The sequence below is a fragment of the Streptomyces sp. NPDC044002 genome (assembly GCF_056434525.1).
In genome coordinates this window covers 1-11,762 of record NZ_JBWKEZ010000062.1, presented here as the reverse complement: position 1 = coordinate 11,762, position 11,762 = coordinate 1, and the positions used below count along the sequence as shown (strand labels likewise).

Annotated in this window: 9 protein-coding genes; 2 read left to right on the top strand and 7 right to left on the bottom strand. The window is 70.9% G+C overall.

Annotated elements, in window-relative coordinates; genetic code table 11:
* Positions 1–125: 125 nt before the first annotated feature.
* From AC07A6_RS32985 to AC07A6_RS32965, 5 genes are all read right to left on the bottom strand, one after another.
* Entirely contained in the window at positions 126–848 is a 723-nt protein-coding gene (locus AC07A6_RS32985; protein WP_478779576.1) for a hypothetical protein, read from the bottom strand.
* Positions 849–982: 134 nt separating this feature from the next.
* On the bottom strand, positions 983–1,870 hold the full coding sequence (locus tag AC07A6_RS32980; protein WP_362458308.1) for a geranyl diphosphate 2-C-methyltransferase: 888 nt from the start codon (positions 1,868–1,870) through the stop codon (positions 983–985).
* 14 nt (positions 1,871–1,884) lie between these two features.
* Entirely contained in the window at positions 1,885–3,282 is a 1,398-nt protein-coding gene (locus AC07A6_RS32975; RefSeq protein WP_478779575.1) for a family 2 encapsulin nanocompartment cargo protein terpene cyclase, read from the bottom strand.
* A 98-nt stretch (positions 3,283–3,380) separates the two neighbouring features.
* A complete protein-coding gene (locus tag AC07A6_RS32970) occupies positions 3,381–4,793 on the bottom strand; it encodes a family 2B encapsulin nanocompartment shell protein (RefSeq protein ID WP_478779574.1) in 1,413 nt (470 codons plus the stop codon).
* A 286-nt stretch (positions 4,794–5,079) separates the two neighbouring features.
* Positions 5,080–6,231, bottom strand: a complete 1,152-nt coding sequence (locus tag AC07A6_RS32965; protein WP_362458316.1) for an amidase domain-containing protein — start codon at positions 6,229–6,231, stop codon at positions 5,080–5,082.
* 269 nt (positions 6,232–6,500) lie between these two features.
* Here AC07A6_RS32965 and AC07A6_RS32960 point away from each other — a divergent pair, with 269 nt between their 5' ends.
* Positions 6,501–8,624 (top strand): transglycosylase domain-containing protein, encoded by a 2,124-nt coding sequence (locus tag AC07A6_RS32960; RefSeq protein ID WP_478779573.1) that lies wholly within the window; start codon positions 6,501–6,503, stop codon positions 8,622–8,624.
* A gap of 114 nt (positions 8,625–8,738) precedes the next feature.
* Here the strand turns inward: AC07A6_RS32960 and AC07A6_RS32955 are convergent, their stop codons facing one another.
* On the bottom strand, positions 8,739–10,064 hold the full coding sequence (locus AC07A6_RS32955; protein WP_362458322.1) for a polysaccharide deacetylase family protein: 1,326 nt from the start codon (positions 10,062–10,064) through the stop codon (positions 8,739–8,741).
* Between the two features lie 232 nt (positions 10,065–10,296).
* Between AC07A6_RS32955 and AC07A6_RS32950 the strand changes: the two genes are divergently transcribed.
* The gene (locus AC07A6_RS32950) at positions 10,297–11,055 is read left to right on the top strand and encodes a hypothetical protein (RefSeq protein ID WP_478779572.1); all 759 of its coding nucleotides are present in this window, start codon (positions 10,297–10,299) and stop codon (positions 11,053–11,055) included.
* An 11-nt stretch (positions 11,056–11,066) separates the two neighbouring features.
* Here AC07A6_RS32950 and AC07A6_RS32945 read toward each other — a convergent pair whose 3' ends face one another.
* Positions 11,067–11,591: a DM13 domain-containing protein gene (locus AC07A6_RS32945; RefSeq protein ID WP_478779571.1), complete on the bottom strand. Its 525-nt coding sequence runs from the start codon at positions 11,589–11,591 to the stop codon at positions 11,067–11,069.
* Positions 11,592–11,762: the final 171 nt, after the last annotated feature.

The following is an 11,762-nucleotide window of genomic DNA, read 5'->3' as shown; positions in this document are numbered from 1 at the left end:
TCCCCTCTCCCCCCCTCCCCCCCCCACCCCCCCCCCAGGGCGTCGCCCCCCCCCCCCCCGCCCTGTTCTCCCCCCGCCCCCCCCCCCCCCCCCCCCCCGCCCCCCGGGCACGGGGTGTCCGGGGCTCAGGAGATCCCGTACCACTGGCTGGCCCAGCCGGTGTTGATGGTGCTCGTGGACTGCTCGGCGAGGTTCACGGTGGCGGGCAGGGAGTTCTGGCCGGTCAGGAGGGTGCTGTAGCGCAGGTTGGGGGGCGTGAGGCCCGCGTTGACCGAGATGCCGGCGCCGGTGGACTTCAGGGTGAGGGCGTTGGTGGCCCAGTTGCCGTTGAGCAGGAGGGCGATGAAGTAGGTCCCGGGGGCGGCGGTGAACGGCTTGGCGAGGGCGAACGGCTTGGCCACGGGGTCGGTCATCAGCTGGGGCGAGACGTCCGGGGTGGCCGCGCGCAGGGTGCCGGTGGCGTCGTACACGCCCAGGTAGCAGTTGGAGAGCTGGGCGTTGGGGTCGATCCCGGCCAGCCCGAGCCAGATGTTCGACCAGGCGGTCTCCTGGCGCAGGACGATCCGGACCAGGGTGACGCGTCCGCCGACGCCGGCCGCCGACTGGGCGGTGACGTGGCCCGCGTCGTTCGGGTCTCCGGTCCAGGCCAGCAGGTTCTGGTCCTGCGGGCGGGGTCCCTCGTACCCGGCCCCGGTGCCGCCCGGTGCGGGCGGTGCCGCAACGGCCGCCGGGGAACCCGAACCGCCCGCCGCCTCCGGGTCCTTGTCCGGCGAGGTGCAGCCGGCCAGGACGAACAGGGCGGCGAGTACGGCGGCGAGAGGCCGCGCGGCGGTGGTGCGGGTGGGCATGCTTCCCCCAGGTGGTGCGGATGTACCGGGGGGCCATGGTCACATGCCCGTCAGGGGCCGGGTCCGTCGGCTGACGGTCCCGGCCCCTGCGGTCCGCGGGCGGGCTCGGTCGGAGCGGCCCGCTCAGGGCCTGGTCAGACGCGGTCGGCGGCGATCAGGACGTACTGGAAGGAGCCGTCCTCGTAGGACTTGATGAACGCCTCCTCGATGCCGGTGACCAGGGAGGACGTGGCGCGCAGCTTCCAGTAGGGCAACGTGTCGGGGGTCAGGTCGATCACGGCCTGCGGGACGAGGCGGTTGTCGGCCATGGCCCGCAGGTACTCGCGGCGGGAGTGGATGTTGCACTCGAAGTGCGCGTTGATCTGCGAGACCCACTTGGAGGGCTGGCCGTAACGCGGGTTCCAGCAGCCGGTGATGGTGACGTAGCGGCCGCCGACGGCGAGCACCCGGGAGTGCTCGGCGAAGAGGTCGTGGAGGTCGACGTACATGCTCGACTCGTTGTTCCACGAGGCCGCGGCCTGGCCGGTCTCGAAGGGGGTGTTCAGCATGTTGCAGACGCGGGCGCGGACGTGGTCCTCGATGCCGAGTTCGCGGGCGCGCTGGTTGGCGAAGTCGGCCTGCTTGGTCGACAGGGTGACGCCCTCGACCTTGCACCCGAAGCGCTGGTGGGCCATCACCATCGAGCCGCCGCGGCCGCAGCCGGCGTCGACGAGGGTGTCGTCGCGGCCGACGGGGCCGAGGTGGTCCAGGAGCACTTCGGCCTGGGCCGACTCCAGCCGGTGCAGCTCGGCGATCAGCTTCTTCTCGTATTCGCTGTCCTCGGTGTCGCCGAGGGCGGCGTGGTCGATGTCGCCGATGCCGTAGTGGTGGTGGTAAAGACCGTCGACGTCGCCGAGGCGGAGGTTGACGGGGCGTGCCTCGTTGTTCCAGTAACGGGCGATGTCGCCCTGGTAGGGCGTCGTCGGCGCGGGGATGAGCACGGAGCCGACGGAGGGGGCGGTGGTGAGATCAGTGCTGGTCACGAATAAGTCCGTCCTTACCAGAAATCGGGCAGGCTGTAGCGATAGGTGTTCGTCTGGTGCCAGTAGTGGTTGCCGTCGACCCACACGGCCACCCCCCGCAGGAAGCGCAGCGCGCTCGGTACGGGGCAGGCGGCGGCCAGGGCGGCGGTCTCGGCTTCGAAGGCGTGCATGAGCTCGTTGTGGACCTCGACCGCCTTGAGGTAGCCCTCCCGGTCGGAGACCCCCTCGCGTTCGGAGATCACCACGGGCAGGTTCAAGTGGCGCCCGGGGCTGGCGAGTTCCTTGGTGTAGGAGTAGAGGTCGTTGACGATGGTGCTGACGTTGCCGGCGAGTGCGAGGACGCGCTGCATCGCGGGCTGGGCGTGCAGGTCGATGGGCAGTTCGTAGCCGCCGACCGTGTCCGTGATGGTGGGGCACGGCCGGAAGTTGTTGAACTGCCGCATCACGAGGTACTCCCACACCTCGGGCATGTGGTCCGTCTGCGCCCAGGCGGCCTCGGCGAGGTAGCCCATGTGCAGCCGGGCCATGTCGTGCCGGAAGCGGTCGGCCTGGGAGGGCGTGGACTGCTGGACGAAGTACTCCATGGCGGAGCGGTAGGAGCGCCTCGGGGCGTCCTCGTGGAGCGATTCCGCCCACCGGGGGTGGTACTCCTCGGTGGTGTGCAGCGGGTCGAGCGCGGTGTGGGCCAGCAGCAGCCGGCCGCCGAGGCCGATGGGCGAACCGCCGTGGTCCTCGCAGTACATGTCGTCGACCGCGTTCTCGGCGACCATCAGCCGGGCGGCGATCATCAGGTGCTCGACGGTGGGGGCGTCCGGGTGGCAGGCGACCATGTAGCGGCCGGTGGAGAAGCCGTCGAACTCGCCCTCCCAGTCGTCCGGGTAGAGCTGGACCTCCTCCAGCGCCCAGGCCTTGATCCGGCGGCTGAGCTCCGCGACCCGCGCCGGGTCGGGTTCCGGGACCGGGTGGTAGTACAGGCCGGGGATGTGGAGGGCGTCCACCGGTGCGGCGGGCGCCGGTGCGGGAGGCACCGGCGGCTCCGCGTACGGGGCGAGGTGCAGGGCGGCCGTGCCCAGGCCGCTGGGCCCGCGGATGATCCGCTCCAGTGCCTCGCCGGCCTGCCGTACCGTTCCCTCGCCCGCCGCGGGCGCCGGAGCGGCCGCGGCGGAGGTGCGGGTGCCGAAGGGCAGGACGGGCGCGGACGGCAGGGCGGGGCGGGTGGCGGCGGGGGCCGTGATGACGGGCGTCGCGGTGACGGCCGCCTCGGGGACGGCCTCGGCCGCGGCGGCTTCCGCGACCGGGGCGCCTGCCGGGGCCCGTCCCAGGCTCAGGGTGTTGGCGAGGACGTGCGCCCCGAAGTGGGCGGCGGCGGAGGGCAGGCTCGACTGCAGAGGGGAAGGCCCGGGATCGGGCATCCGTGACTCCTTGGTGAGGTGGGTGAGGTGGCCCGGATCCCGGGCGTGCTCGGCCGGGCCCCGGATGTGCCGGGGGTCGCGGCCGGTGGGCAGGTCCTCTAGTCGCGCCTGCGGGCGATCTGTACGTTCTCCAGGACGCCGAGGGCGTCGGGCACCAGGATGGCGGCGGAGTAGTAGGTGGTGACCAGGTAGGAGATGATCGCCTGTTCGTTGATGCCCATGAAGCGCACCGACAGGCCCGGCTCGTACTCCTCGGGCAGACCGGTCTGCCGCAGGCCGATGACGCCCTGGTTGTCCTCACCGGTACGCATGGCGAGGATGGAACTGGTGTTCTCCTTGCTGATGGGGATCTTGTTGCAGGGCAGGATCGGTACGCCGCGCCAGGCCGGGACCTGCTGGCCGCCGACGTCGACGTGGTCCGGGTAGAGCCCGCGCGCGTTGAACTCGCGCCCGATGGCCGCGATCGTCTTGGGGTGGGCGAAGAGGAACTTGGTGCCGCGGCGGCGGCAGAGCAGTTCGTCGAGGTCGTCCGGGGTGGGCGGGCCGGAGTGGGTCTGGATCCGCTGCTTGAAGTCGGCGTTGTGGAGCAGGCCGAACTCGCGGTTGTTGATCAGCTCGTGCTCCTGGCGCTCGCGCAGCGCCTCGATGGTGAGCCTGAGCTGTTCCTCGGTCTGGTTGTGCGGGCCGTTGTAGAGGTCGGCGACCCTGGTGTGGACGCGCAGGACGGTCTGCGCGACGGAGAGCTCGTACTCGCGCGGCTTGAGCTCGTAGTCGACGAAGGCGGTGGGGAGCTCGTACTCGCCGGTGTGGCCGGCGGACATGGCGATCTCGGCCTCGCCGTGACGGTTCTGCCGCTGCTGCGGGAGCGAGCTGAACTGCTGGATGTGGGCCTGGAGGCTCGGCGCGGAGGCCAGGACGGCGGCGAACTCGCTGCGGGAGAGGGTGAGCAGGGTGCCCGGGGTCTCCGCGGTGGCGGTGTAGTCCCAGCCGGCGTCGCCGTCGAGCAGGGCGTTCTCGCCGAAGCGGTCGCCGTCGGCGAGGGTGGCGATGGCCACCTCGTCGCCGTACTTGCCGATGGAGGTCTGGCTGATCCGGCCGTGGGCGATCATGTGGATCTGGTCGGCGGGGGCGCCGCGCTCGACGAGCACCTCGCCGGCCCGGAAGTCGCGCTGGACGCACCGGCCGGCGATCGCGGTCAGCACCTCCATGTCGTCGAAGCCGCGCAGCAGGGCGAGTTCGCCGAGTTCCTGGGGGATCACCCGGACCGAGGCGCCGTCCTGGACGAACTCGATCCGCCCGTCACCGACGGTGTAGCTCAGCCGGCGGTTCACCCGGTAGGCGCCGCCCTTGGTCTCCACCCAGGGCAGGCTCCGCAGCAGCCACCGGGAGGTGATCTCCTGCATCTGCGGGGCGGACTTGGTCGTGCTGGCAAGGTTGCGGGCGGCAGCCGTGCTCAGGCTGGACTGCTGCGGAGGATCCAGCTGGGCTTCCGGGCTGGTCTCAACGGTCATGCGACGAGCTCTCCTTCGTAAGCTCGGCGACGGGCATAAGCGCACGTCACCGGTGAAAAGGAAAAAAGAAGGGCGAACATCCGGAATCCGTCCAGATCCCGAGTGACAGTAACTGCCGCTCCGCCCTGATGACCTTGAAACGCCGTGGGCATTACCTCGATGCAGTGATCTTGATGCCCGGAAGGTTTGGCGTGGAAAACGACGGTTTTCAGCCGGTGCCGGGCGCGAAAAAACCCCTCCCGCCGGGGAGGGTTCCGCCGGCGGGAGGGGCTCAGGAGGTCGACCGTCAGGTGCGGTACGCGAAGTAGCGCGCGTCCGGGTAGGACGCGATGATGCTCGCGAGCGACTTACGGTACGTGTTGGTGGAGTGGTACGTGAGGTACGGCATCCCCGCACGGCTGCGGTAGCTGACGATCATGGAGTGGTCCTTGGACCCGTCCTTGTTGAAGTCCACCTGCAGGATGTCGCCGATGTCCATCTGGTACACGTTCGCCAGGTTCGCGGCCCGCTCGTTGGAGAGCGTAAACCAGGCCCACTCGTTCGCCCCGACCCAGGAGTCGGACTGGCGGGTGCCGTCGTACCACCAGTTGCGGTAGTCCGACGAGGTGCCCGGGACCGGCTTCCAGCCGCCGGCCTTCAGCGCCTGGCTGATGAAGTTGGTGCAGTCACCGCCGGCGCCGTTGAACTTCCGGTAGGCCGGGTTGTAGTTGCTCCAGTACTTCTCCGCGTACTTCGCCATGGCGTTGTAGTCGTACGCGCCGCCGGTCAGCGTCTTGGGCTTGGGCGCCGGGGCCGGGTACTTCGTGGACGCGGGCGTGCCGTCCGGGTACTGGTTGCCGTCGTCCTTGACGGTGGCGGCGACCTTGGCGGCGACCGGCTCGTTGACCGCGACGGGGGCGTTCGCGCTGTCCTGGGACTGGATGGAGTTCAGCTCCCAGGAACCGCCCTTCTTGCCCGACAGCGTCAGCTCGTAGCGCGTCTTGAAGTCCGTGGTGTCCGGTTCGTCCCCGCGCACCTTCTTGTAGGTGAGCGTGGTCTGCTCGGTGACCTGGACGGTCGCCTTGCCGCCGGTGATGGTCGCCTTCTCCACCACGACGCGGGTGTCGGCGGCCGTGTAGGCCTCGCCGAGCTCCGCGAGACGGGTCTTGCGGGACTTGAGCGACGCGATCGCCGCGTCCTCGTCCTTCTTCAGCTTGTCCGACAGGCGCGCCTTCTTCTTGCCGGAAGGCCCCCCCTCGCGGTGCTTCACGTGGCCGTCGACCAGAGCCTGCGTGCGCTGCGAGAGCACGTCGTCGGCTATGCGGCCGAAGGCGTCCGCGGTGGCGCGGTCGGCTTCCTCCGTCGTGCCCGCGCTCGCGGAGTAGGCGAACAGGCTGCCGGACGCTATGGCCACGGTCAGGGCCCCGATGGCGGCCAGCCTGAACCTCTTAGGTATCACTGTGTATCCCCTTGTCACCCGGTCCACACGGACCGGGAGGACGGAATCTTCGCACAACTGGGCGGTAATGTGGCCGCGTTCCGTTTCGTCCCCGGTTGCCCGGCAATGATCGTCCCGCCCGCCGGGTGCCCCGACTCCGCTTCCGCATCGCGAGACGCACCGGGGCGGCGCTCCGGTTCCCACCACCTCCTCATCGTCTTCACAGGAAATGCATCTAGGGTGTAGGGGGTAGCGGAGTACGGGGGGCATACGGAGTGAGCAGGCAGGACATGTCCTCGAGAGGGCGATCACGGGGCAGGCGCGCGGCCCCGAAGGGCAGTGGCGCGGCCCCCGCGGGGCGCCGCAGGAAGTCCGGGAGCCGGAGGGCGGCTTCCGGTTCCGGCCTGGCGAGCCGCCTCGCGCCGGTCCTCGGCCCGGCCCTCGCCAAGGCGCACCCCGTGCTGCGGCGCCTGCGTCCGGCGTACCCGCGGCCGGGGCGCAGCGGCTGGCGCAGGTGGATACCCTCCGGCCGCCAGTGGCTCGGCGCCGTCCTGTACCTGTTCGTCGGCATGGTCGGCTTCGTCGGAATCGCCTACGCGGTAACGGACATACCCGACGATCTCAACTCTTTTGCGAAACAACAGGACAATGTCTACTACTGGTCCGACGGGTCGACGATGGCCCGCACGGGCTGGGTCCAGCGGCAGGAGATGCCGCTGGAGAAGGTGCCCGAGAAGGTCCAGGGGGCCGTCCTCGCGGCCGAGAACGCCAGCTTCTACTCCGATCCCGGCGTCTCGCCCTCCGGTGTGATGCGTGCCGTGCGCGCCGCGCTGACGGGCGGTGAGACCCAGGGCGGCTCCACCATCACGCAGCAGTACGTGAAGAACGCCTACCTGAACCAGGACCGCACCCTGTCCCGGAAGTTCACCGAGCTGCTGCTCGCCGTGAAGCTCGACAGCCGCGCGGGCAAGAAGCAGATCCTGGAGGACTACCTCAACACCAGCTGGTTCGGGCGCGGTACCTACGGCATCCAGCGCGCGTCCCAGGCGTACTACGGCAAGGACGTCTCGCAGCTGAACGCCAGCGAGGGCGCCTTCCTGGCCGCACTCCTCAAGGGCGCCGGCCTGTACGACCCCTCGCTCGGCAAGGAGAACCACGCCCGCGCCGTCGAGCGCTGGAGCTGGATCCTGGACCGCATGGTCGAGACCGGCAACCTCTCCGCCGCCGAGCGCGCGACCTACACCAAGTTTCCTGAGCCCTCGGACGCCTCCCTCGTGGGCATCCCCGGAGCGCAGAACGGCTACCTGGTGCAGATGGCCAAGGCGTACGCGATCAAGGCCGGGCACCTGAAGGAGTCCGACTTCGACCTCGGCGGCTACCAGATCTACACGACCTTCGACAAGAACCGGATGACGGCGCTGACCGCGGCGGTCCAGCAGGCCCAGAAGGACTTCGACCCCGAGAAGCGGCCCGACACCGACAAGTTCGCGAAGGTGGGCGCGGCCAGCGTGGCCCGCGACGGCCGGCTGCTGGCCGTGTACGGCGGCCCCGACTACCTGAAGCAGGGCTTCAACGAGGCGAACGCGACGACGATCCCGGCCGGCACGATCTTCACGCCCTTCGTCTACGCCGCCGCGCTGGAGGACGGGGTGGTGCGCACGCGCGGCCAGGCCCGTACGCCCGTCTCGGCCTCCAGCATGTACGACGGCAACGACCAGGCGACGGTGCAGACGCCCGAGGGCCCCTACTGGGACCGCAGCGGGAAGGTGCTCAAGGGGCACAACGAGGGCGACCGCAGCTGGGGGCAGATCACCCTGCAGCAGGCCGTCGCCAACTCCGTCAACACCCCCATGCTCCAGCTCGGCATCGACGTCGGGGTCGACCGGGTGGAGGCGTACGCCGAGCGTTCCGGGCTGCTCTCGTCGAGCCTCGGGCCGCGGATCCCCACCTTCGCCCTCGGGGAGAACTCCAAGCCCAGCGCGATCCGGATCGCCGGGGCCTACCAGACCTTCGCGGCGGACGGCATGCACACCGACCCCTACTCGGTGCGCTCGGCCACCCGGGCCGGCGCCGCCGTGCCGCTGGACCCGCCGAAGGCGGTCAAGGCCATGTCGCAGAAGACCGCCCGGACGGTGACGGAGGCCCTGCGCTCGGCCGTCAGCGAGGGTTCGGCCAAGTCCGCCTCCAAGGCCCAGCCGGGGGCGGCGGGCAAGACCGGCACGACCTCGGCGAACACGGCGGGCTGGTTCGTGGGGTCCACGGCGCAGGAGACCACGGCGGTGGTGGTCTACCGGATGTCGCTGCTGGACCTGATCCCGCTGCCGCTGACCGGGCTGGGCGGCGACGCCCCCACGAAGCCGGGCAGCGCGCGGGCGGTCGACCTGTGGGCCGACTACGCCAAGGCCGTGAAGTAGGCCAGGACCGGGAGCCGCCGGGGAACGGGCGCGGCCGGGAACGGCGGAGGGGCCGGGTGGCGCATGCCGCCCGGCCCCTGGCGCTTTCCGCGTCCCGCGGTCCTCCTTGCGGTCCTACTTGACGATCGCCTTCCAGTCCGGCGCCTGCGCCGGGTCGAGCATCCGCAGCTGGGCCAGGACCTTGGGGTCCTGGGCGTCCATCCAGTCCGCCACCTCCCGGAACGAGGCGCAGCGCACGTCCTGGCGGTTGCAGACGTCCTTCATCACGTCCTCGACGGCCTTCATGTAGATGCCGCCGTTCCAGTCCTCGAAGTGGTTGCCGATGAACATCGGGGCCCGGCTGCCGTTGTAGACGCGGTTGAAGCCGTTCATGTAGGAGCCGCGGACCTGTTCCCGCCACGCGGGGAACTTCGACGGGTCGCCCTGGGTGCTGTCGCCGGACTGGTTGTAGAGGAAGTTGAAGTCCATGGAGAGGACCTGCACCTCCTTGCCCTGGAGCGGGACCAGCTGGAGCGGGAAGTTCCAGATGCCGTCGATCTTGGACGGCCACAGCTGGAAGTCGCCCGAGGAGCTCGCGTCGTAGCGCCAGCCGTACGGCTTGATCGCGGTGATCAGGTTCTTCTGCCCCTCCAGGCAGGGCGCGCGGCCGCCGACCACTTCCCGGTCCGGGTCGAAGGGCAGGGGCGCCTCGCCGCTGAAGCCGGTGTTGGTCTTCCAGGCCTTCATGAAGCCGTAGGCCTGGTCGATCTCGCTCTTCCACTCCTCGGGGCTCCAGTCCCCGCCGCCCTTGGGGCCGCAGAAGTGCCCGTTGAAGTGGGAGCCGATCTCGTTGCCGTCGGTCCAGGCCCCGCGCAGCTGCTGGATCGTGGACTTCACGTGCGGGACGGTCGGGTACGAGATGGCGGCCGCGCCCTGGCCGTGCTGGGGCGGGCGGTAGAGGTTCTTCTTCGCGTCGGGCAGGAGGTAGATGCCCGTGAGGAAGAAGGTCATGTGGGCCTTGTTCTGCTTGGCCACCTGGCGGAAGTGCGAGAACAGGTGGTCGTCGCCCTCCAGGGCGCCGTCCCAGGAGAAGACGACGAACTGCGGCGGCTTCTCGCCCGGCTTCAGCTTCTCGGGCTTGAGCTGTCCCGGCTGGGGCCCGGTGTAGGAGGTGGAGCCGTCGCCCAGCACCTCGACCTTGCCGTCCCAGTTCGGCTTGGGGCCCTTGCCGAAGCCGGGGCCGCCGGTCACGCCGCCCGCGCCCGCCGGGGCCGCGAGCCGCGCGTCCTTCTGGGCGTCGGAGGAGCCCGAGAACCCGACCGCGAACGCGGTGGCGGCCCCGCCGGCCACGAGCACGGCGCCGGCTATGCCCAGGCGCTTGCGGTTGCGGGTCTTGCGGCGTGCTTTGCGGGCCGTCCGGGACTTGGCCCGGGCGCCGCCGGCGTCGTCGGTCTCGGCCATCGCGGTCGTACCCCCCTGAATCTCCGCAGCCGGGCCGCGCGTGGATGCTTCGTACGAATATAGAACTTGTTGGAACACCACCCGTACCACACCCCCCGTAAAGAACCCTTTCACAGGCGATCCACAGCCCGGCGGCCATTCGTGGCAAAGGGGTGCGGCACTCGGGTGAATCCCGCGGCCCGCGGTGTCGCCCCGCCGGGCCCCGGGAGGTCTCGGGGGCGATAACGGCACCATGACGCAGTCCCCCACGGCCGAGGCCGCCGAGATCAAGGTCAGTTTTGCCGGGACGGAGGCCGCGGCGGCGTTCGACGCCCTCGGCCTCGACCGCGACGACGGCCGGCGCCGGTCCGTCCACTTCTGGGACAGGCCCGCGAGGACCTCCGGCGAGGAGGTCCTGCTGCCGCTCCTGAAGCGCGGCCTGATCCTGCGGCTGCGCCGGGACCGGGAGGGGCACGGCTCGAAGGACGAGGCGGACGTGACGGTCAAACTGCGTCCGTGTCCCGAGCTGCCGCCGCTCTGGCTGGAGGAGCGGGAGGGCGAGGACTGGGAGTACCGGATCGAGGAGGACCGGGCGGCGCCCGCGTTCAAGCCCGTGGTGGCGGCCTCGCTGCAGGCCGGGGTGGGCTTCGCGGCCTCCCTCGACCCCGGCTCGCCCGGCCCGCTGCTCGTGGAGGAGCAGCTGGAGCTGCTCGGCGCCTCCGGACTGGCCGACGGCGGCCTCGACGGCCTGACGGCGCTGGGGCCGGTGCACGCCGTCAAGTGGAAGCAGGAGTGGGAGGAGCTGCCCCGGGCGGTGGCCGTCGAGGAGTGGACCACCGAGGGCGGGCTGAGGTTCGTCGAGGTCTCGGTACGGGCGGACGTGGAGGACGCGGCCGAGGCCCAGCACCTGCTCGACGGGGCCCTGCGCGCACGCGGCCTCACCCCGCCGCCGACCGGCGACACCAAGACCAGGATCGTGATGACGGCGCTCGCCCGCGCCCTCCTGAGGTAGGGGCCGGGGGATCAGACCGGTGCGAGGGCGGCCGCGCCGAAGGAGACGTCGAAGCGGTCGCACCAGATGCTGACGCTGGTGTAATCGGACAGGTTCACGTCGGCCGGGATCGGGTAGTTCTGGTCGCCCTTGTTGCCCTTGAGGGCGCCCAGGCTGATGTGCTTCCCGTCGTCGAAGACGTACCAGCCGGCGGTGCCCTCCTTCACGGGGGCGTCGGTGAGCCACACCCGCACGTCCGGCCCGTTGCTGGTGTCCAGCCCTTCGATGCGCAGCACGCGGGAGCCGTCCGGCAGGCGCACCACCTTGGCCGTCCCGCTGGTGGTGTGCTCGTGGCTGATCAGGGTCCCCCGGGCCAGGGTCTCGGGGGCCGCCTGGGCGGATGCGGACGCCGTGGCGCTCGGCAGCGCCTCCAGGATCGTCACCTCCTGCCAGAGCTTCCACGGCTCGAACCAGTACAGCCCCACCGCCACCAGTACGGTTGCCCCTGCCGCCGCCGCGACCACCATCGGCCTGCGCCGCCCGCCCGCGCGTCCCATCGCGTACCCCTCCGTCGTCGTTGCTCTCCATTCAACCGGATCGGCAACCCGGTTCCCCGGGAACGGGGATGACGCAATCCTTACGGCCGCGGGGGGGGGGGGGGGGGGGGGGGGGGGGGGGGGGGGGGGGGGGGGGGGGGGGGGGGGGGGGGGGGGGGGGGGGGGGGGGAA